Consider the following 22,108-nt stretch of genomic DNA (forward strand, 5'->3'; position numbering starts at 1 on the left):
TCCACCACAGCTCAAAGACGGGACTAAATCACTGTAATTGCGCCGTTGGCGCCAACCCGCTGCCATGGCAAACCGAGCACCAACGCTTGCAGTTGTTCAGCGTCGAGTTCGACTTCCTGGCCGCGATGAGTGCCGGGCCAGTGAAACTTGCCTCGGTTCAACCGGCGTGCGGCAAGCCAGATGCCCACGCCATCGTGTACCAACACCTTCATCCGGTTGGCGCGGCGGTTGGCAAACAGATAGGCGCAGTGCGGCTTCGCCGCACCGAACACCGCCACCACGCGGGCCAACGCAGTTTCGGTGCCAGCGCGCATGTCCATCGGCTCGGTGGCGACCCAGATAGCATCGATGCGGATCATTGCGAGAGGCCACGGATGAAGCGTGCGCAGCCGTCTGGGTCGGATACGGGCCATTTGACCGTGATGTATTTGTCGCCCAGCGGCAGTGCGATAGACACCGCTTCATCAGCGTGCCGTTTAGGCATCGGTTGCAGCGGTACAAACGCCGGAAGTGGCACGACGGGTTTCTCACGGTATATCGGCAGCCACTTGCGAATCACGTTGGCGTTGATGCCGTGGCTGATGGCGACGCTGGAAACTGAGGCACCGGGTTGCAGGCATTCCTGTACGACCTGGGCCTTGAAGGGTTTGGGGTAGGAGCTTCGTTGGCGCATGGAAATCCTAGCGATTAGAGTGATCGCGTCCGCTTAAAAATAGGCGGACACCATCGCCCTTAATTACGGATTTCTGAATGTGTGTTCGCTGGCCGCTTACGTTGCAGCCGCTGGTCAATGCGGTGCGCGAAGTGGACTGCAGTTGGCACTCAAGCCTCAACAGTAACCACAGCGATGAATCAAAAATAGCTCGAAGGCTCGGAAATTGCTGATACAGCGTCGCTCTAGCCGCCTCAAAGGCAACAGCTCCGTTGAACCGGCGGCGCCAGACTCGCAAGAGTACCGGCGAAGCTGCGGCATGGATTCGATGCGGAGTCTCTTGAAATGGCAGCCAGTCCACAGATTCTCGACTTGCGACAAGGTACACGTTTTAAGGAAGCGCTCAGAGTGATCCCATCACGCAAGGCGACTCTGGCATACTTTCACAATACGACACGGCAGATTCCCGCTCTGCTGATATAGAGTGTATGGAACATACCCATTGACTGCTGCGGACTCCTGAATGACAACTGTCCACATTCCATGAAATGTGGACAGTAAATTTACGAGAATTCACGATAGTCAAGGTATCCGTCCGGCCAATACACCTTCCTGACGCCTCCGCCGAAGGTGTGTTGGCCGGACGGATACCCCTCATTCAGGAACGATAAGGATCGTACTCGCCATCTTGGCCAATGTGCGCCTGACGCGCATGTTCAGGTCATCCGGCCTATCGACGGAAACTCCGCCGGCAGACGATCGTAGGGCCGACACGGTGCTGATGTAAGAGCGCTCACCCAGGTACCAAAGCCAAACGAGACAGTCGTCGGTCCATCCAGGTGCCCAACCCTGGCAGATAAGGCATTCCCCTAAACGGATCTGCCCCTGAAAGACACATTCAAAAGACTCTGCACTGGCGGGCCAGTAGTCGATGTCTCCCAACAACCCTTTTTCCACTAAGAAATTGATCGCGTTCCAAAGCGGAACCGCCAACTTCCTGTCCGGCGGTCGCAGACACATCAAGGCGCAAAAAGCTGCGAAGTTCTTTCGCAACCAGCATTTCTGGGTATGCCACTCACGAGCGGGGCACCTCAGAATCGCAAGCAGGGGAGCAAGCAAGAGCCAGTTCGGAGAGGTGCAGAGCTGAGGCAACGACCTCGATTGAAATACCTCCAGAGCCTTGCCATCCAAGCGCGTGCCGCTTGCCATCTCTTCAATGGCCTGCTGCTGGCACTCATGCCTCAACAGTAACCACAGCGATGAATTAAAAATAGCTCGAAGGCTCGGAAATTGCTGATACAGCGTGGCTCTAGCCGCCTCACAGGCAACAGCTCCATTGAACCGGCGGCGCCAGACCCGCAAGAGTTCCGGCGAAGCTGCACCACCAGGAAGCCCTGTGATATCGAGTGCGGCTTCATGGGCAGCCACTGCCCGGGAATCGCTCGCGCACCCATATACCTTGGCGACGCAAATTGAGAACGCAATAGCACGCGCTCGCCGGATCTCCGGTGGAACCAAAGCAGTGAGTCTCATAAAAAGCCACTCCTACGTACAACCCGATGCTAATGAGGCCACGAAGTGTGTGGCGACCTAGTGATGTAGTAGCACTACAAAGAATGTAGTTCGACTACACCGGTTCGCCATGAAGTCCGATATCTAAAGGTTCGCCCAGAACCCTATAACAAAAGCGAAAGTTTCTGCATTTGTTAACCAGTTGATTTTTAAGACAAAAGCTATTCCATGATCGATAGATTTTGAGGTTTCGATGGTCTGGAGTTCTGGATGATCATCGGCGACGATGAATGCGAGGACGGTTCGCTCAGTTTTCACTGGAGCCCGGGTGTCCATCGCGACTTGAAGCGAGGGATTGTGGCAACCCTTAATGCGATTGGGGCTTTTTGATCAGTGTTACGGCGCGCCGCGGCTCCTACCCGTCGTTCTGCCGAACTTCTTGAGCCAGCGCTTCCAGGAGACATGCAAATGAATAAACCGGGTGTAAAAACTGCCTGTGGGCGCTTTCGAACCGCGCACCCGACTCTACTCACTGCATGTCAACTGGACACTCGTATCCCAACCGCAGCCTGCGATATCGATCTCGAGCAGTACCGGGCCCTGGCGCTATGCGGGATCTCCATCCGCTACATGCTAAGCGCTGCGACAACGCATGAATTGATCGCGAAGCTCGGTACATGCAGGTTCAGATCTTAGCGAGCACGCCATGATGAATGGGAAGGGGAACACAGCGTTACGTAACGCTTGCTGGAAAAGTTGGTATCTCGGTGAGCGTTCAAGGTTGGCCGCGTTTCAAGTCGCGATAATAATTCCTGCCCAAATATTGGCAGCTCAGCGCTCTCCATGGACTAACGGCATTACTTGTCACGACTCGGCTAGAACACTTGCACACACAAAAAGCATGAAACAATCGATTCGCTCAGGAGCTAACTCTAGACGAAATTAAAATGTTGACGGGGTTGGCAGCATGAGTCCCCTTACGGTAGTCAACATCGAGATCAAGACGGCATCAATCAGCACCAATCCAAGAACTCACTAGAGGAACCCTCGATATGAACCCTATACACCAGACGGTCTCCGACGCAGTGTGCTTGATAGCGAAAAAACCATTAACTACTGGAAGGCGAAATCTGAGAGTAACGCATTTTCCCTCAGAAAAAAACAGCATGATGATTGCTTGTGATTCTCTGCTGAATGCTAAGTTTTGTGTCCATTTTGAGTATGAAAAAGACATTGTCAATTATGTTTCTCGCCCCTGGGCCATTCGCTTCCTTAAGCATAACCTTACGGTGCACCCGGATTTTCGCGCGACATGGGCAGATGGGAAAGAGGTGTACTATCAAGTCTGTCAAGACATATCGACTCTGGCACCCTATACCCTTTCACAGTTCACATCGGCTAAGAATGCATTCCTAGAAGAAGGTTTGGCACTTGAACTCATTAATGTTACAGGTGTGCAGCATACCATATGCACCGAGACCCTTCGAACGCTGTACTTTCATTCGCAAGGCGGACTGCCTAAAGAATCACTAGGCATTAACGAAACTCTTAAACTCCATTTTGACGGCCGCGCTAAATTTCGAGATTTGATCGGCGTAGGCATCCCCACAAAACACATTGCTTATGGTGTCTTCCATCAAGCACTGCACGCCAACCTAACGTGCCCGGCGAATCTGGACATGATCGTCGAAGCACGTTCTTGATCGCAAAAATTATACTGCCATATGGAGAACTACTCAGATGGTTTATCGGTTGGAGATAGACCATTGATGATTCACTTTAAACCATGCTTAGGCGCTACCTTCACATCCACCACTTATAATTTGCGGGAAGCGATAACTACCTGCGCCAATAACTTACACAAACAAACCAACAGGAGTTAGCGGTATGCTGAAAAAAGAATCATTATATCTCAAGGTAGGTGAACGCTACACATTGAAAGGTCAAAACTATCAAGTCGAAGTTATCGACGGCGATGTAGTACAGTTGCGAGGGGTGGACGGCCCTTGCTCTGTAACCTTCCAGACATTAGCAGCGCTGCAACGAGCGCACGATCGAGGATATCTGAGAAAAATCCAGGAAGCACCCATTACCATGTCTCCAGAAAAGATTGTCGCAGGACTAAGCAAGAGTCAAGCGGAGAAATTCAAAATCCGTAACGCTTACATGCAGACGATTACGCAATTATATCACGGCATTTGCTCTCGAACATGCTTCAAAGAACTCCAGTCAGATGTGAAAAAATGGATCGGCGAGCACGTCCCCCCAGCCTACAGTACTGTTTCGGAATGGCGGCGACGTTTCCTGAAAGCTGGGGCAAATCCGGTTGCATTACTCCCCAATACATACAGACTTCATCGCAGCCACTTATCCAACCAACCGGAGGGCGTACAAAATATAATCATTGAGACCTTAACGAAGGTATATTGGGTCAGTACACCTTTTTCAAAAAAAGAAACCACCATAGCAATTCAGCTTGCCGTAAAGGATGAGAATAAATATCTCTCAGCGCGTAGACAATACAAAGTCCCCTCAACCAGTACGCTCTGGCGGATTATCAGCGAGCAGGATCACTACCGGACGCTACTTAAACAAAAGGGAGCGCGCATCGCGGCAAAAGTGCATCACGCGGGCGGTAGTCTTCCTGAGCCTTCGAGGCTGTTCGAACTGGTAGAGGCTGACTCACAGGTGGTTCACATATTCGTATTTAACGAGCGGCTAGGGATCTCAGCAAAACCGTGGATTACATTATTTCTCGAAATCAAAACCCGGTATGTGATCGCCTGGCACATGTCATTCGATCCACCGTCTGAGGACACAACCCTACTAACTTTGAAGAAAGCCATCAGTTCAGATAATCCGCACGGTGGCGCGGCTGAGCAATTCACCTTTGACAACGGACCTGAAAATATTGGAAGTCACTTGCGACATCAAATAGAAATCTATTTTGGAATAGTTTCTTTTTGTGAGCCTTATTCACCAAACGAAAAATCTCGTGTTGAACGAGTGATTGAAACTTACACTGAAGGGTTGGTACACAAAATGAAGGGAACTACCTTCTCCAACCCAGTAAAGCGTGGTGATTACAACTCAGAGGACAGCACCCACTATACCCTAGATGAGCTTCGACATTACTTCTCAGAATACCTAGAAAATTATCATAATTCATTCCACAGCACGCTGGAGATGTCTCCAAATGAAGCATGGGCAAAATGCGCAGAATTGGAACTAGAGCCACGGAGGTTCGGTGAAGACGACCTACGCCGACTTTTCTGGCGCAAGGTGGTTGTGACGCCACACAATGGCCGGGTAAGGGCCCATAATCTAATGTGGCACGGCCCTGCTGTTGCAGAGCTAGCAAATCGGTATCCGGCGACAAAAACCTTGGATCTTTATTTTGACCCTTGTGATGTCGGACAAGCATGCGTTTGTCACCCTAAATATCCGCAGGATAAAAAAACCGTCGACCCTTTGAAACCGGCTTATCAAAATGGTTTAACACTTTCATTTCATCGGTCGATTCATACCAGAAAGCTGGAGCTGCGCAAACAGGAGAAATACATATCGGCTGATGAAGCCATGATACAGCTACTCCTTGAGATAGCCTCTGAAAATAGTACGTCCGCTAAAAAAGCAACCGAAAAGCCCGCTGTTGTTAAACCGGGAACACTCAATTCTGAAAAACTCTCAACAATTGATGCGTTAACTGAACAGGTGTATGAAAAATCCCACGATACACGTGAAGACACCCCTGAAGATTTCGCCGTGAGGAAAAAGAAATGAGTGACTCGATCCTAGATCTTCACCCGTTACTGAGAGAACTCAGTCAAACCACAATCTATTTTCCCGAGTTTGCCGTTGCATTTTCGAAGCTCTGTAATGCAATCGAGCTTTGTAATTTGAACAAATCCCCAATGTCCGCAATTATTTGCGGTCACTCAGGCGTTGGGAAGACAACTCTGCTTTTTGAAGCCTTAAGCAAATACTCCAAAGAGTTCCTAGAAGAGAAATCCGATGGAATTTACATTCGTGACAAAGCTATATATTTCGAGATGCCTCAGCCTGTCTCGATTAGGCAGCTGATTGATGACATGCTCATCAGAATGGGAGTTAGCGATGCACGAGGCTCGGTAGCCCACCTCACATCAATGCTGATTACCCAATTGCAAACTAAAGGGACTAGGGTAATTTTTCTCGACGAAATCCAGCGACTTTATCTATCAAACGCAGACAAGGTCAGAATCCCTATTCTCAACTGGTTAAACAATTTCATGAATAATCTGGGCATCCCGGTTATATTGGCAGGTACACAACAGTGCCGCAACATTACTGACTACGATGAGCCTTTCGCCAGCCGCTATCCCTGGATGATTGTATTGAATCCCCTTGAGTATGAGCGCAGGCCTGATTCCCAGTATCATCGAATCTTGGAAAAATTTGACCAGACAATGCATGAGCTTCGGCCAATGGCCAGTGAAGTGCATCTAAATGATGTCGATATAGCTGCCCCACTCTTCATAGCATCCTCAGGAAATCTAAAACAGATCAGCATGATTCTAACCATGGCATTTTACCGTTGCCTAGGTAGATCCAACAGTTTCGGCTTGACACGCGCGGACCTGAAATATGCTTGTGACCAGTTCATTTTAAGTCACAATCTAACCACTCACAATCCGTTTCTACTAGATCTGAGCTCATGTAGTAAAATCATTGTAGATACCGAAGAAAAAAGAAAAAAGCTCAGGATTGCTGAATGAACAGACTTTCTTTCATTCCTCTCCCTTTCCCAGAAGAAAGCCCCACAAGCTTGCTGAGGCGCTTTGCGCTGCGGCATGGTTTCGAGTTGGCGGCCGATCTGAGTAATTTTACACATATTAATAACATAGAAAAATCCATCATTAGTTGCGAAGGCCCCCTAGCGCTGTGGATCGCAGAACGAGCTGTAAGTTTTCGCGAGCAGTTTCTAGAAGCGTTCTATAGGCCAGTGGGACGCTTTACTGGACATATGCCATTCAAAGTCCTGGGCACGCTCACCCCCAACACTATGATTAGGTTTGGCGGCATCGCGTTCTGCTCTGCCTGTCGCGCAGAAGGCTATGATCGCTTTGTAAAAGATCTTCGCCCTGCTCTTTTCTGCCCCTACCATCATCGACGCTATTTATTTCAGTGTCCCAATTGCAGCAAAAACCTCAGATGGTTTGACCCAATGTTTAACAAATGCACTTGCGGACACATCCTCGAGTGTAGTGAGTGCTCTGCACAAGACTGTGCTCCCGAGCAAAAACTTCGAACCTTAATTCTTGAAAAACAAGATAGCACTCTCGAAGCACTGAGGCGAACGCTTACCATCCTGCGTTACAATACAAGCCCGACGCCTGACAACCTTCAAAACCGAGAGATTTTCAAGGCCGCCCTAGCCATCGCCATGGGTGACAGTGACGGCATCCATAATTATCTCCTAAGCCTTCAGACTCAGTATCCTGAAATGCCTAGTGCAGCAATCGGCGCAAAACTTGCAGAAGTAAAAACCCCAGAAGTTTGTAAAATCCTCCAGGAGTACTCTGACTGGAAACTTCCAGTCCCTGTAGATAGCGCGGATGAACTCGTCGTTAGCTCAAATTTCTTTTTACACAAATCTCAGATTCGTGCAGTTACTGGCATTCATTATAATATTATGCAAAATATAGCGGCCGAACACTGCCCAGCTTGGATCGATTTCCCTACGCCGAAGATGGTCCCCCCCAAAATATTTCTTGTTTTACTACAGAAGTGCCGAGAATGGAAAGCCACCTCGAACAATAGCTCTACGCCTCTGGATCAATTATTAACGATTGAAGAGGCTAGCCGCTTAATAATGGCGGAACCTAATTTCATAAGGAGACTGATTGAGAATGGTTACTTGGGACCACTGAGAACCCCATACCAGAGGCTTGAGATAAACAAGAATGAAGTTTCACTTTTTCTTCAGTCTTTTGAGTCTATAAATTCTATAGCCATTCGCCTCGGCCTGCCCAGACAGAAAGTCAAAAGAGAACTTGACAAATACAACTTAAAGCCGGTGCTACTGCATCGCTCTATCAAGCCAACAATCTATCGAAGGCAGGATGTTGATGACCTGATAATCCTCCGACAGAATTCAAATAAAAATTACGCCTCCAGAGACTTCGAATCAAAGGATATCCTTCCCGAGGAGCTTTCTTCATATTGTACATTTGAAGAAGCCGCAAAAATCTTGAAAATTAGCCGACTAATTATCACAGACTATGCGCATGCCGGGCTATTTCAGACTTACAACCACCCGGACGCCACATTATATCCAAATGTTCATCATCCTTCGAAGTCGGCCTATCGAATGGCAAAGAAAGATGTAGACTCCTTCCATCACAAGTATGTTTTACCTGTTGAGCTTGGAAAGTTAATTGAAGTAAGCCCATCTATCGCAACACGCACGCTCATTAGGTTTGGGCATATTCCAGTACTTCACGACTCTGACAGCATCTACTCATGTGAGCATAGAACCCCCCTTTTTCTTCGATCAGATATTGACGCATTATTAATAAAGCGAGATTTAAAGCTTGCAGACTCTATGACTATCAAACATGCCTCCAACGTGTTAAATCTTTCTAAGAAAACGGTGACTTTTTTTATTTCTGATGGCACTCTAGCTCTCGATTCAGACTCCAATAACGTGCCATGGGCTAGCAGGTCAAAGGTCGACATTTTTTTTGAATCGTATGCTAACCTGGCTCAAGCTGCCAAATTGTGCAACATGCCTATACTGGGTGTTCAACGATTTCTCGCAAAATTTGAAGTCAGACCTTTATGTGGCCCTCGTATAAATGGCTGCCCAGATTATATTTATCGCATTGATGATATTTTGCATTCCGCGGGCAAAGTACCTACCCTTCGCCACTCTTCCTCGAACTCATCTAATCAGCCATTAGAAGACCTTCAACCAGTAACAACAATACTTAGCCGCTTCAACATCTCAAAGAAGAGCCTTACAGTCACTTTTATTAATACAGGCCTAGTGAAAATCATATTGATTGGCAAGAAGCTTCTTCTAACCAATAAAGACTTCAACCTGATTTCGGACATCCTCAAGAAAAATTTGACTCTTCCTATGGCTGATCGAGTGTTGAATTCGAAGGGGTACTCTTATGCACTCGCAAGGGATGGGAGCCTTTCTCACCCTACGGATCTTCCGCCTGAGCTAAATAAGTATAGCTTTGTAACATTGAAATCACTTAATAAATTCCTGAGAACTCGCCCCACCCGACCAAATTAGTCTTAGTACGAAATGTCGAGAAACTGAATCTGCGCCCCTAGGAAGCTGAAAGTCTGTTAGGTTCCTGGTCGTCTACGGAAAGAATTCTGTGATGGCATAGCGTTAATAACTCTCGGACGAGGCCCGGGTTATTGTCTCCAATCTCTTCATTAAAACCATGGTCGCGGTCTGCCCAGACTGAGCGACCGCCTGATGCTCAATGGCGTACTCTGGGTGCTCTGCTCGGACACTGCGTGGCGAGATACGCCGGAGCACTTCGCTCCATGGTCAACGGTGTATCGAAGATTTTGCAGCTGGCGAATCAGGGGTCGTTCGACCAGATGTTCAAACGCTTACACCTGAAATTGAATGAGCAAGGCTTGATCTATCTGCAAGCCTGGATGATCGACCCAACCGAGGTACGCGCAACCCGAGCCTCATCCGGCGCTGGAGAAAAGGTGGCCTTACGAGCCTGCCGATCTCGCTATAGGCCGCAGTTCTGTGGCCTGACAACCCAAGATACATATGCTCAGCGACGCTAACGGGATACCGTTGCGCTTCCTCCTCTCTGGCGGTCACCCTTCCAGATGGTGCGCAAGCTGAATTGATCCGCCAATGAAAATTCCGTCTCGAATCCAACTTCTGTGAAAAAACCAGCTCAACCCCATTGAAATTTCCATGGCGAATCAATGGTGACCAGTCTGCAAATGAGTGAAAAATGAAGCGGGCTGATCATCAAGGAGGCTGCCGATTGGCAGCCTTTCCTTTACGCCAGTACTTTCCTGCCAACAGAAATTTAACGCTTCCACCCCCAAACATCCTGCCGAACTTCACTCGACTTTTTCGAGTGCCCGAGAAAACGCCCAGACAAAAAGCTAGAGTCAACAACTTTAAATTGGAAGGCCCGGTTTCAAAGGCTGAGTGCAACACCGGGCTTCATTGAATTAAGGATGAGCCCTCATGATGCCGAGCCATCATCTGCGTCATCATCTCGATTGGGCATTGGTAATCAAAACGCTGGCGCGGCCGAATATTCAGTTCATACGCAATGGCATCCAGCTGCTCCTGGCTATGCCCAGACAAGTCGGTGCCCTTGGTCAGGTACTGCCTAATCAGGCCGTTGATGTTTTCGTTGCTGCCGCGCTGCCAGGGGCTATGCGGGTCGCAGAAGTAAACAGCCACTCCGGTACGCTGGGTGATCTCGGCGTGACGCACCATTTCCCGGCCCTGGTCATAGGTCAACTTTTTACGCGCTGCCAGAGGCATGCGGTTCAAGGCGGCACTGAAACCTTCGACCGCCGAAGTCGCTGTGGCGTCATGCATCTTGATCAGCATCAGGTAACCCGTACTGCGCTCTACCAACGTACCGACCGCAGAAGCATTGGCTTTGCCCTTGATCAAATCGCCCTCCCAGTGGCCGGGCGTCAGACGATCTTCTGCCTCAGGCGGACGAACATGGATGCTGACGAGATCAGGGATTTGGCCACGGCGGTCTACCCCGCCAGTGCGGGGGCGACGACTGGTTTTACCTTGCCGCAAGCAAATGATCAGCTCCTTGCGAAGCTCACCCACCGGCAATGCATAGATGGCGTTGTAGATCGTTTCGCGGCAGACGTAAGCGTCTTCAAGCTTTGGGAATTCCATGCGTCGGAGTTTGCCGGCAATTTGCTGAGGAGAAAAGCGCTGTCGCAGCAGGTAGGCCACCAGATCGAACAGTTCGCCACCTGGTTCAAGCTTGCGCGCAGGTCGGCACGCCTTGGCGGCGCAGGCGCATCTGTTGCTGAGCCTGGCTGTCAGAATAGGGCGAGGTACTGGCGGCGTTACGGCGAAGCTCACGACTAACGGTCGAGGGGCTGCGATCAAGCATCCGGGCGATCGCTCTTTGGCTCAGGCCCTGAAGCTGGCCGAACTGGATCGTGATGCGTTCTTCAATACTGAGTTCTTGGTAAGACATAGGGACACCGTACCGGATTGGTCAGGTGTTGCACTCAGTTTTTGCCGCCGCCATGCTTATAGAGACGTTAAATGCTGAAGTCTTATGGGCTCGCTGCCTACCTCGAATGCTCTGCAGAACCCAGCGCAAGACGTAGCATCCATGATTCGTCTGCCCATACATCGGGTAGGTATCCAGTCACTCGGTTTTTTCAGCAAATATAAGCAGTGCTATAGTGACACTTATCGATGATAAGAACGCTTATAGAAGATCTTAAAATGCTGGTTTTCCCCTTGATGTGTGCCGACCGCCTGACAAAAATCGGGCTTCTGATCAAAACCAGACGGCTAGAACGCCGAGTCCGTCAGAAGGATCTTGCAGCTCAATCCGGCCTATCCATCACCACGCTGAGCAAAATCGAAGCAGGTACGCCTACCGTGGAAATGCGCAGCTATATGACCGCACTGTGGCATCTCGGCCTGCTTGAGGATGTCTTCAAAGAAATCCCAGAGACCTCCCCCGCGCCCTACACCACCGAGCATCGAGTGCGGCTCAAGCGTATCTCAGAGGATGATTTCTAATGCCTTTACTGTACATCTATATCCAGCAACCCGGATCGCTTGAGGTCACCACGCTCGGGCGCCTTACCGTGGAGAAGGGTGTGGGTGAATTCGTCTACAGCCCTCTCTATTACAAGGCAGGGGGCTGGGTGCCTGATCCACTGCACTACCCTCTGCGCGCGGAGCCCTACACCAACATCACCAAGAACGGCGGTCTTCCTGGCTTCATCAGGGATGCAGCACCGGATGGTTGGGGCGAGCGGCTGGTCATCCGCGAGCACGGCGGCGAGCTGGACGCAATCAGTTACCTGCAGAAGTCGCCCAACCATGATCGCGCCGGCAGCCTGATGGTGGGTAGCAGCAAAGTGCCACCTGAAGGTATCGGCCAGGCAGGTCTGGGCACACTCACTCAACTGGATGCGTTCATCCAGTTTGCAGACGGAGTCCAGGGCGGCTTCCCACCTGGCACGGATAGAGCGACCAAGGCTACGTTGCAGCAACGCTCCTCGCTCGGTGGTGCGCGCCCCAAATGTACCTTGATCGAGGCAGACAGACTTATCCTGGCCAAACCTCGAGATCGCCACGACAACTACGACATCCCTTCGCTTGAGTATGCGTGCATGGTATTCGCCGCCAGCAAAGGCTTGAATGTTGCCAACGTTCGCTTGCACAAAGGGCGGGTCAACACATTGCTGGTCGACCGTTTTGACAGAGCGCCGGCAGCTAACGGCCAATACGCACGCGTTCCGATGCTAAGCGGCTTGACCTTGCTTGACAGCAACTGGCTCGGGCAGGGGGATTGGAAGAAATGGCATTACGGGGTGCTGGTAGACGAAATGAACCGCCGTGGCGTGCCGGAAGCGGACCGCCAGGAGCTGTACAAGCGGATCTGTTTCAACATTCTTGTCGGTAACGATGATGACCATCCAAAGAATGTCGCCGTGCTGTTTACGAACGGCTGCTGGCGACTGTCGCCGATGTATGACGTAGTGCCGACTACCGAGGGAGCCCCGCCTTCACGGCTGGCAATGGCTATCGGGAGTTATGGGCATGAAATTTCACGACGAAACCTGTTGAGCCAAGTTGAACACTATGGGCTCTCCCAGGCGCAGGCCATTGAGGTAATTGATGAAGTGGCAAGCTGGGCACCGGATCTCGAGGAGCATTATCGTAGCAGCCTCGAAGTGCCGGAGCGGGACCTTGCCATAATGGCCATGGGTGCAGGCAACCTGCTTGAATGACCTGCAGGCACAGTATGCGATTGTGGACCGGGGGGGAAACTGGATAAGGGAGAGGCCCCGCCCACGCCGACAAGGGGCAGAAGTGTGCCCGACATGGAACAAGCCAGTCACGTGGTCGAGGGCGAGGCCGTAGATAAGTATAGGGCCGGTTGGCGGAGACGCCAAACCCTCTCGAAGCGCTTCAATTCAGGCTTAGCTTAATCAGGAGCCGCCAAGCGGCTCCGATACCTAGCGTCAGGCAGTGACGGCGTTGTCCGCCTGCGCTTGCGGTGCGTCTAGCAGGTTGTGCAAGGTATTGAGGAACAGGTCGAAGCTCATGATCCCGTTACCAACGGTCGACAGCAGTGTTTGACCGCTCTCGTCCTTGATAACGACCAACTCGGTCCACTGATTGAGATCGACATTGCCCAGGCTGTTCAACGAGACCTTGCGGCCATCGATGTCGAGCGCATCGCGGGTGAGGGTCAGGGCCTTGGTGGTGACGTTAAAGAAGTCGCCACTGATCCGCTTGCCCCATACCTGTTTGGTGTCGAGATAGTTGAACTGCACCCCGCCACCATTTTGAAGCGTGGCGTATACCACTGGCAGCCGTTCGTTCAGATGCTGGTCGCGCACCTGTTCGATAAAGGCGAACAGGCCCTTGAGGTGCGGATTGACCCGGCGGAAAGACTCGCTTGCGTTGCGCCGATAAGCCAGGTTGTTGGTGAGGCCTGCGAAGGCTGTCTGGCCAGAGGCGAACAGGTACAAGTCATTCATCTCGCTGAAAGGCACGTAGTCACGTTCGCTGCCGATGATCTGGCAGATGCCTTTTTCGTAGACCTCGTAACGCGCTTTGCGCAGCTTTGTCTGCCACAGGGCCAGGGCAAACATGCTCAGCCCGAGCACAGCCAGCAAGGCGACGGTGAAGTAGAAGATTTGCTTGGGTCCGTTGAATTGCAGGTCGCTGGCGACACTCTGGTAGCCGACGAAAGCGGCCAAGCCGAAGAAGATGCTGCCCAAGATGAGCATGCTGATGATCAGCGCCTTGCCGTAGCCATAGGTGCCCAGCAGGTTACCGGTGGCTATAGGTGGGGTTGATTGCATGATGGAGCCTCCTTGCGTGTGAAATGACATCATGTCGATGATGGCAGTAAGACATGTCCTGTTAGCAATGGTTCACGGGGAAGTGGGGTCCGCTCGGTACGCACGCTTGCAGAGGCGCTCAACAATCTTGCCGGGTCTTAAATCCAACATAACGCGTCTTAAACCCCCTGATCCGGTCCTAATACACAAAATTCCAGGGTTACCAGCCAATCAACGCCCTTCACACCGACTTTAGTCGTAGTATCTCTTTCAAGGCAGGGAGATGCCCGGGCTAGAGCTTCTGTTGATGAAAGGTGCCTCTCAGAAAGGTGCTAAACCAGGCGTTATTCGCCTTAGTAGGCGTTGACATTACCGCCTGCGCTTGCTAAAAAATCGCCACAGTTGTACGACAACACATAACAAAAACAACAATCAGTGGACACTCTCCCATGTCGACCCCCATCGCGCTACACCCAAGCCTCTCGCCGCCCCTCATTCCAGCATGCACGGCCACCTAGTGCCGTAACCCTGTTTCACCCTACCCGGCCTTCACCGGCCCGCACCCACCCGCCCCTGCCGCAGGCCGCTTGCACGTGCCCGGTGGACGGGCTGCCGCACCCTTTTGTGGAGCACAACAATAATGAAAATCTGCCATACCCTTCCCTTTGCCCTGCTGGGCGCCGGCATAATCGGGAGCTTGCCGGGCACCAGCGTGGCCGCAGGCTTCATCGAAGATTCCAAAGCCACGCTCGGCCTGCGCAACTTCTATATCAACCGCAACTTCACCAACCCCAGTAACCCGCAAAGCAAGGCCGAGGAGTGGACGCAAAGCTTCATCCTCGATGCACGCTCTGGGTTCACCGAAGGGCCGATCGGCTTCGGCGTGGATGTGCTGGGGATGTGGTCGGTGAAGCTCGATGGCGGTGGCGGCACCTATGGCACCGCCCTGCTGCCGCGCCATGACGATGGGCAGCCGGCGGATGACTTCGGGCGCCTGGCGGTGGCGGGCAAGGCGCGGATTTCCAAGACTGAACTGAAGGTCGGCGAGTGGATGCCGGTGCTGCCGATCCTGCGTTCCGACGATGGCCGCTCGCTGCCTCAGACCTTCCGCGGTGGGCAGGTCACCTCTAACGAAATCGCCGGGCTGACGCTGTACGGCGGGCAGTTCCGCGGCAACAGCCCGCGCAACGACGCCAGCATGGACGACATGAGCTACGGCGGCGCCCTTTCGGACCGTTTCAACTTCGTCGGTGGCGAATACAAGTTCAACCAGGACCGCACGCTGGTCGGGCTGTGGAACGCAGTGCTCAAGGACGTCTATGAGCAGCAGTACCTGCAACTGAGCCACAGCCAGCCGGTCGGCAGCTGGACCTTCGGCGCCAACCTCGGTTACTTCCACGGTGGCGAAGACGGCTCCGAAAAGGCCGGGCAACTGGACAACAAGACGTATTCGGGGATGTTCTCGGCCAAGTATGGCGGCAACACGTTCTGGGTGGGCCTGCAGAAGGTCGATGGCGATACCTGGATGCGGGTCAACGGCACGAGCGGCGGCACCTTGGCCAACGACAGCTACAACTCCAGTTTCGACAATGCCAACGAGCGCTCCTGGCAGGTGCGTCATGACTTCAACTTCGTCACCGTTGGCGTGCCGGGGCTGACGCTGATGAACCGCTACATCAGCGGGCAGGACGTGCATACCGGGGCGGTGACCGACGGCAAGGAGTGGGTGCGGGAAACAGAGCTGGCCTATGTGATCCAGAGCGGGGCGTTCAAGGATTTGAGCGTCAAATGGCGCAACTCGTCGATTCGGCGCGACTACAGCAACAACGAATTCGATGAGAACCGGTTGATCTTCAATTACCCGCTGTCGCTGTTGTAACCCGGGCTAACGCGTTTCCTGTGGCAACGGCCTTGTGTGGCAATTGCCTGGCGTAGGAGCGGCCTTGTGTCGCGAAAGGGGCGCGCAGCGGCCCCAGAACTTCGCAGGCGGCCCCATTGCCGGGGGCCGCTGCGCAGCCCTTTCGCGACACAAGGCCGCTCCTACAGTTGACCACCAAACCAGGCGAAAGCCGCACACGCCTCATTGACAACTGCCAACCCCACTGCCAATAATCAACACAGTCATACGACAACCTACAACAATTAACAAATAGAGCCGGCCATGACCACTACCCCCCTCAATCGCCTGCTGCTCACCGGAGCCGCAGGCGGCCTGGGCAAGGTCCTTCGCGAACGCCTGCAAGGCTACGCCGAGGTCCTGCGCCTTTCCGATATCAGCCCGATGGCACCTGCCGCAGGTGCGCATGAAGAGGTCGTGACCTGCGACCTGGCCGACAAGGCCGCCGTCCACGCACTGGTAGAAGGCGTAGACGCCATCCTCCATTTCGGCGGCGTATCCACCGAGCACTCCTTCGAGGACATCCTCGGCCCCAACATCTGCGGTGTGTTCCACGTTTACGAGGCGGCGCGCAAGCATGGGGTCAAGCGCATCATCTTCGCCAGCTCCAACCACACCATCGGTTTCTACCGCCAGGACGAGCGCATCGACGCTCACGCTCCACGCCGGCCCGACAGCTACTACGGGTTGTCCAAATGCTACGGCGAGGATATGGCCAGCTTTTACTTCGACCGCTATGGCATCGAGACCGTCAGCATCCGCATTGGCTCGTCCTTCCCCCAGCCACAGAACCCACGCATGTTGTGCACCTGGCTGAGCTACGACGACCTGGTCCAGCTCATCGAACGTGGGCTGAACACCCCCAACGTCGGCCACACCATTGTCTACGGTGCCTCCGACAACCGCACCGTATGGTGGGACAACCGCTATGCCGCGCACCTGGGCTACGAGCCTAAAGACACCTCCGAGGTGTTTCGCGAAGTGGTAGAGGCCCAGCCGGCACCTGCCGCCGATGACCCGAGCATGGTCTATCAGGGCGGCGCCTTCGCCGTAGCCGGACCGTTCAACTGACACCCAGTGCTCCAGGAGGCCCGGCCATGAACTGCGAACTGATCGTCGACGCCCGCAACGGCACCGGCGAAAGCCCCGTGTGGCACCCCACCGAACACGCCCTGTACTGGGTCGACATTCCCGCACGCCAGCTGCATCGCTGGCAGCCCGATGGTGCCCATCAGACCTGGCAAGGCGACGAGATGCTCGCCTGCATCGCGCGCACTGAGCGGGGCTGGATCGCCGGCATGGAAAGCGGCATCTTCCAGCTTGAAACCAGGGCCGATGGCAGCCTTGCCAGCCACTTGCTCAGCGCCGTCGACCATGCCCAGAGCGGCATGCGTTTCAACGATGGGCGCTGTGATCGCCAGGGCCGCTTTTGGGCCGGCACCATGTTGATGGACATGCAGCAAGGCGCAACGGTCGGCGCGCTGTACCGGCATGACGGCGAGGGCCAGTTACACCTGCAGCAGGACGGCATGATCGTGCCCAATGGCCTGGCCTTCAGCCCCGACGGCACACGCATGTACCTGTCGGACTCGCACCCCGACGTGCAGAAGATCTGGGTGTTCGACTACGACATCGACAGTGGCATACCCCACAACAAGCGGCTGTTCGTCGACATGCGCGCCTTCCCCGGTCGCCCGGACGGCGCTGCCATCGACCAGGACGGCTGCTACTGGATCTGCGGCAACGATGCCGGTCAGATCCACCGGTTCACGCCGGATGGCCGCCTTGACCGCTCACTCAACGTGCCGGTGAAAAAGCCGGCGATGTGCGCCTTCGGCGGCGCCAACCTGGACACCCTGTTCGTCACCTCGATCCGCCCCGCAGGCATCGACCTCTGCGACCAGCCGCTGGCTGGTGGGGTATTTGCCTTCGAACTCGGCGTCAAAGGCCTGGAGGAACCTGCCTGCCGGGGCTGAACACCCGTACTGCCAACCACACTCGTACGCCCGAAACCGGATAATAAAAACCACGGAGTTTCATCATGACTTTCAAACGCAAGCTGCTTCTTGCTGCACTCCCGTTCGCCTTCAGCCTCTCCCTGCCAGCCCACGCGCTGGACATCAAGTTCGCCGAGATCCACCCGGCCGGTTACCCGACCGTGGTCGCCGAGCAGAACATGGGCAAGAAGATCGAAGCCGCCAGCAATGGCGAGATCACCTTCAAGATGTTCCCCGGCGGCGTCCTGGGCTCGGAAAAGGAAGTCATCGAGCAGGCGCAGATCGGTGCCGTGCAGATGACCCGCGTCAGCCTGGGGATCGTCGGCCCGGTGGTGCCGGACGTGAACGTGTTCAACATGCCGTTCGTGTTCCGCGACCATGACCACATGCGCAAGATCATCGACGGCGATATCGGCCAGGAGATCCTCGACAAGATCACCAATTCCGAATTCAACCTGGTGGCCCTGGCGTGGATGGACGGCGGCTCGCGCAGCATCTATACCAAGAAGCCGGTGCGCAGCCTGGAAGACCTCAAGGGCATGAAGATCCGCGTGCAGGGCAACCCGCTGTTCATCGACATGATGAACGCCATGGGCGGCAACGGCATCGCCATGGACACCGGCGAGATCTTCAGCGCCCTGCAGACCGGCGTGATCGATGGCGCCGAAAACAACCCGCCAACCCTGCTCGAGCACAACCACTACCAGAGCGCCAAGTACTTCACCCTCACTGGCCATCTGATCCTGCCGGAGCCGGTGGTGATGTCCAAGACCACCTGGAACAAGCTCACGCCTGAACAGCAGGCGCTGGTGAAGAAGGTCGCGCGCGAAGCGCAGATGGAAGAGCGCGCGCTGTGGGATGCCAAGACTGCCGCCAGCGAAGAGAAACTCAAGGCCGCGGGCGTGGAGTTCATCAGCGTCGACAAGAAACCGTTCTTCGAGGCTACCGCTTCGGTACGCGAGAAGTACGGTGCGCCGTACGCAGACCTGATGAAGCGTATCGACGCCGTCCAGTAATACCGGCCCCCTTCCAAGTTTGACCGCGGCAGTGCGGCGCCCGCCGCCCTGCCGCTTTGGTGATGCCTATGAAATCGCTTTTCCTGAGCGTGAACGACACGCTCTACCGCAGCTGCATCTGGGTCGCCGGCCTGTCGATCCTGGCCATGTCGCTGATCATTCCCTGGGGCATCTTTGCACGCTACGTGCTGGGTACCGGCTCCAGCTGGCCTGAGCCAGTGTCGATCCTGCTGATGGTGGTGTTCACCTTCGTCGGTGCCGCCGCCAGCTACCGGGCCGGCGCGCACATGGCGGTAGGGATGATCACCGACCGCCTGCCACCGCTGCAGCGCCAGCTGGTTGCACTGCTGGTGCAGGTGCTGATGATCCTGGTGTGCGTGTTCATGACCTACTACGGCATCAAGCTGTGCATCACCACGTGGAACCAGTCGCTGGCCTCTTTGCCTGGGGTACGGGTGGGCATGACCTACGCGCCGATCCCGGTCGGTGGTCTGCTGACCTTGATTTTTGTACTGGAAAAACTCCTGCTGGGCGATCAGAGCAACCGCAAGGTGGTTCGTTACGATCTGGCGGAAGAAAACGAAGGAGCTGCGTAAATGGATGCGTTCATTCTGTTGGGCAGTTTCATCGTGCTCATCCTGATCGGCATGCCGGTGGCCTTCGCCCTGGGCCTGTCGGCGCTGATCGGCGCCTGGTGGATCGATATCCCGCTGCAGGCGATGATGATTCAGATCGCCAGTGGGGTTAACAAGTTTTCACTGCTGGCCATTCCGTTCTTCGTGCTGGCTGGCGCAATCATGGCCGAAGGTGGCATGTCACGGCGGTTGGTGGCCTTCGCCGGAGTGCTGGTGGGCTTCGTACGGGGCGGTTTGTCGCTGGTCAATATCATGGCCTCGACCTTCTTCGGCGCCATTTCCGGCTCGTCGGTGGCTGACACCGCGTCTGTAGGCTCGGTACTGATCCCCGAGATGGAGCGCAAGGGCTACCCGCGCGAGTTCTCCACGGCAGTGACCGTCAGCGGCTCGGTGCAGGCACTGCTCACCCCGCCCAGCCACAACTCGGTGCTGTACTCGCTGGCGGCGGGCGGCACAGTGTCGATCGGCTCGCTGTTCATCGCGGGGATCATGCCCGGCTTGCTGCTGAGCGCGGTGATGATGGGCCTGTGCCTGATCTTCGCCAAGAAGCGCAACTACCCCAAAGGTGAAGTGATCCCGCTGCGTCAGGCACTGAAAATCGCTGGCGAAGCACTGTGGGGCCTGATGGCGATGGTCATCATCCTCGGCGGTATTCTCTCGGGCGTGTTCACCGCCACCGAATCAGCGGCCGTGGCAGTGGTCTGGTCGTTCTTCGTGACCATGTTCATCTACCGCGACTACAAGTGGCGCGACTTGCCCAAGCTGATGCACCGTACGGTACGGACCATCTCGATCGTGATGATCCTGATCGGCTTTGCCGCAAGCTTCGGCTACGTGATGACGCTGATGCAGATCCCGTCGAAGATCACCACAGTGTTCCTGACCCTGTCGGACAACCGCTACGTGATCCTGATGTGCATCAACTTCATGCTGTTGCTGCTGGGCACGGTGATGGACATGGCGCCGCTGATCCTGATCCTGACGCCGATCCTGCTGCCCGTGATCACCGGCATCGGTGTGGACCCGGTGCACTTCGGCATGATCATGCTGGTGAACCTGGGCATCGGGTTGATCACGCCACCGGTAGGTGCGGTGCTGTTCGTCGGCTCGGCCATCGGCAAGGTGAGCATCGAATCGACGGTGAAGGCGCTGCTGCCGTTCTACATTGCGCTGTTCCTGGTGCTCATCGCGGTCACCTATATCCCGGCCATTTCGCTGTGGCTGCCGAGCGTCGTGTTGTAACGGCGCTCATCCGGGGCCGCTGGGCGGCCCATCGCCGGCAAGCCGGCTCCCACTGGGACAACGCCGATCTGAAGGCCAATGCAAAACCAGTGGGAGCTGGCTTGCCAGCGATGGGCTGCGCAACAGCCTCCTGAACACACCTGCAAATGGATCATGCACATGGCTGTCGCTGCTTCTGTCTCCCTTTTCCCGCGCAAGCTGGCGGTCGCGCTACTGGCGCTGCTGGCCTGCTCGTTCGCCGGCAACCACATTGCCGCGCGCATCGCCTTCGATGACGACACCGGCGTGCTGTTGGCCATCCTCTGTCGTTCCGGCATCACCTTCCTGGTGCTGGCGAGCCTGGTGCTGTGGCAGCGCCAACCGCTGAGCCTGCCGGCTGGCACGCGGCACTGGCAATTGCTGTTGGGCCTGTTGATCGCTACCCAGAGCCTGTGCCTGTACTCGGCCGTGGCGCGCATTCCGGTTGCCTTGGCGCTGCTGGTAGGCAACACCTTTCCGATGCTGCTGGCGCTGCTCACCTGGGCGCTGGGCGGCGCTCGCCCGACCGGCCGCACCGTGCTGTTCATGGGGCTGATCCTGTGTGGCCTGGTGCTGGCGCTGGATGTACCTGGGCGCCTGGCCGATAACGGTGAGGCCAACCCGCACTGGCTACTGGGCGTGGGCCTTTCGTTCTGCGCCGCCTGCGTGTTCGCCTGCGCGTTGTGGATCACCGACCACAAACTGGCTGCGGTTCGCGGCCCGGTGCGCAGCTTGCTGACCCTGCTGATCGTGTTCGCCAGCATGCTGGTGGCGGGGGCCAGCGGGGTGATGCCCTCGGGGTTGTCGCTGCCGGCCAGCGCCAGCGGCTGGACGGCCTTGGCCAGCCTGGTGGTGCTGTATGGCGTGGCCTTCACCTTGCTGTTCGTCTGCGTGCCACGGCTGAACATGGCGCAGAACGCGCCAGTGATGAATATCGAGCCGATCGCCACGTTGCTGCTGGGCTGGGCGTTGCTGGACCAGCGCCTGGGCACCTGGCAATTGATCGGCGCCGCCGTGGTGGTGTGCGGCATCGTGCTGCTGACCTACCGTCGGGCCAGCTGACCCGCTTTGTGAAA

Annotated in this window: 17 protein-coding genes and 2 pseudogenes; 14 read left to right on the top strand and 5 right to left on the bottom strand. The window is 54.9% G+C overall.

What is annotated here, in order from left to right; translation table 11 throughout:
* Positions 1 to 23 precede the first annotated feature (23 nt).
* From tnpB to ACMGGN_RS16220, 3 genes are all read right to left on the bottom strand, one after another.
* Entirely contained in the window at positions 24 to 359 is a 336-nt protein-coding gene (tnpB, locus tag ACMGGN_RS16210) for an IS66 family insertion sequence element accessory protein TnpB (RefSeq protein WP_027595099.1), read from the bottom strand.
* Positions 356 to 673, bottom strand: a complete 318-nt coding sequence (gene tnpA, locus ACMGGN_RS16215; RefSeq protein WP_414156117.1) for an IS66-like element accessory protein TnpA — start codon at positions 671 to 673, stop codon at positions 356 to 358. The genes tnpB and tnpA overlap by 4 nt, the downstream gene beginning before the upstream one ends.
* 633 nt (positions 674 to 1,306) lie before the next feature.
* A complete protein-coding gene (locus ACMGGN_RS16220) occupies positions 1,307 to 2,080 on the bottom strand; it encodes a hypothetical protein (protein ID WP_414156118.1) in 774 nt (257 codons plus the stop codon).
* 1,136 nt (positions 2,081 to 3,216) lie between these two features.
* Between ACMGGN_RS16220 and ACMGGN_RS16225 the strand changes: the two genes are divergently transcribed.
* The 5 genes and pseudogenes from ACMGGN_RS16225 to ACMGGN_RS16245 form a co-directional block, all read left to right on the top strand.
* On the top strand, positions 3,217 to 3,867 hold the full coding sequence (locus ACMGGN_RS16225; RefSeq protein WP_414156119.1) for a hypothetical protein: 651 nt from the start codon (positions 3,217 to 3,219) through the stop codon (positions 3,865 to 3,867).
* Positions 3,868 to 4,051: 184 nt separating this feature from the next.
* Positions 4,052 to 5,947 carry a hypothetical protein gene (locus tag ACMGGN_RS16230; protein WP_414156120.1) on the top strand — a complete coding sequence of 632 codons (1,896 nt, stop codon included), beginning with the start codon at positions 4,052 to 4,054 and terminating at the stop codon, positions 5,945 to 5,947.
* The gene (locus ACMGGN_RS16235) at positions 5,944 to 6,921 is read left to right on the top strand and encodes a TniB family NTP-binding protein (RefSeq protein ID WP_414156121.1); all 978 of its coding nucleotides are present in this window, start codon (positions 5,944 to 5,946) and stop codon (positions 6,919 to 6,921) included. The genes ACMGGN_RS16230 and ACMGGN_RS16235 overlap by 4 nt, the downstream gene beginning before the upstream one ends.
* Entirely contained in the window at positions 6,918 to 9,452 is a 2,535-nt protein-coding gene (locus tag ACMGGN_RS16240; protein ID WP_414156122.1) for a hypothetical protein, read from the top strand. Before ACMGGN_RS16235 ends, ACMGGN_RS16240 begins: the two co-directional genes overlap by 4 nt.
* 130 nt (positions 9,453 to 9,582) lie before the next feature.
* Positions 9,583 to 10,016 (top strand): annotated as a pseudogene (locus tag ACMGGN_RS16245) (IS5 family transposase); the annotation flags it as partial.
* Positions 10,017 to 10,367: 351 nt separating this feature from the next.
* Here ACMGGN_RS16245 and ACMGGN_RS16250 read toward each other — a convergent pair.
* A pseudogene (locus tag ACMGGN_RS16250) lies at positions 10,368 to 11,385 on the bottom strand (IS30 family transposase).
* A gap of 257 nt (positions 11,386 to 11,642) precedes the next feature.
* Between ACMGGN_RS16250 and ACMGGN_RS16255 the strand changes: the two are divergent.
* Both ACMGGN_RS16255 and ACMGGN_RS16260 read left to right on the top strand, forming a co-directional pair.
* Positions 11,643 to 11,945: a helix-turn-helix domain-containing protein gene (locus tag ACMGGN_RS16255; protein WP_119688388.1), complete on the top strand. Its 303-nt coding sequence runs from the start codon at positions 11,643 to 11,645 to the stop codon at positions 11,943 to 11,945.
* Positions 11,945 to 13,165: a type II toxin-antitoxin system HipA family toxin gene (locus tag ACMGGN_RS16260; protein WP_414156123.1), complete on the top strand. Its 1,221-nt coding sequence runs from the start codon at positions 11,945 to 11,947 to the stop codon at positions 13,163 to 13,165. Before ACMGGN_RS16255 ends, ACMGGN_RS16260 begins: the two co-directional genes overlap by 1 nt.
* Before the next feature lie 234 nt (positions 13,166 to 13,399).
* On the opposite strand, the gene ACMGGN_RS16265 is transcribed toward ACMGGN_RS16260, so the two are convergent.
* The gene (locus ACMGGN_RS16265) at positions 13,400 to 14,248 is read right to left on the bottom strand and encodes a hypothetical protein (RefSeq protein ID WP_414156124.1); all 849 of its coding nucleotides are present in this window, start codon (positions 14,246 to 14,248) and stop codon (positions 13,400 to 13,402) included.
* Between the two features lie 619 nt (positions 14,249 to 14,867).
* On the opposite strand from ACMGGN_RS16265, the gene ACMGGN_RS16270 reads away from it, so the two are divergent.
* The 7 genes from ACMGGN_RS16270 (at position 14,868) to ACMGGN_RS16300 (ending at position 22,094) form a co-directional block, all read left to right on the top strand.
* Complete coding sequence (locus tag ACMGGN_RS16270; RefSeq protein WP_414156125.1) at positions 14,868 to 16,106, top strand: OprD family porin; 1,239 nt, start codon at positions 14,868 to 14,870, stop codon at positions 16,104 to 16,106.
* Between the two features lie 282 nt (positions 16,107 to 16,388).
* On the top strand, positions 16,389 to 17,195 hold the full coding sequence (locus ACMGGN_RS16275) for an NAD-dependent epimerase/dehydratase family protein (protein WP_125925141.1): 807 nt from the start codon (positions 16,389 to 16,391) through the stop codon (positions 17,193 to 17,195).
* A gap of 26 nt (positions 17,196 to 17,221) precedes the next feature.
* A complete protein-coding gene (locus ACMGGN_RS16280) occupies positions 17,222 to 18,100 on the top strand; it encodes a glucurono-1,5-lactonase (RefSeq protein WP_046787476.1) in 879 nt (292 codons plus the stop codon).
* 65 nt (positions 18,101 to 18,165) lie between these two features.
* Positions 18,166 to 19,137 (top strand): TRAP transporter substrate-binding protein, encoded by a 972-nt coding sequence (locus tag ACMGGN_RS16285; protein ID WP_012313102.1) that lies wholly within the window; start codon positions 18,166 to 18,168, stop codon positions 19,135 to 19,137.
* A 68-nt stretch (positions 19,138 to 19,205) separates the two neighbouring features.
* A complete protein-coding gene (locus tag ACMGGN_RS16290) occupies positions 19,206 to 19,733 on the top strand; it encodes a TRAP transporter small permease (RefSeq protein ID WP_115273007.1) in 528 nt (175 codons plus the stop codon).
* On the top strand, positions 19,734 to 21,014 hold the full coding sequence (locus ACMGGN_RS16295; RefSeq protein WP_046787478.1) for a TRAP transporter large permease: 1,281 nt from the start codon (positions 19,734 to 19,736) through the stop codon (positions 21,012 to 21,014). It begins immediately after the preceding gene.
* Positions 21,015 to 21,173: 159 nt separating this feature from the next.
* Entirely contained in the window at positions 21,174 to 22,094 is a 921-nt protein-coding gene (locus tag ACMGGN_RS16300; protein WP_174142609.1) for an EamA family transporter, read from the top strand.
* Positions 22,095 to 22,108 lie beyond the last annotated feature (14 nt).

The sequence above is a fragment of the Pseudomonas sp. BNK-30 genome, from assembly GCF_047456185.1.
Lineage (GTDB): Bacteria > Pseudomonadota > Gammaproteobacteria > Pseudomonadales > Pseudomonadaceae > Aquipseudomonas > Aquipseudomonas putida_E.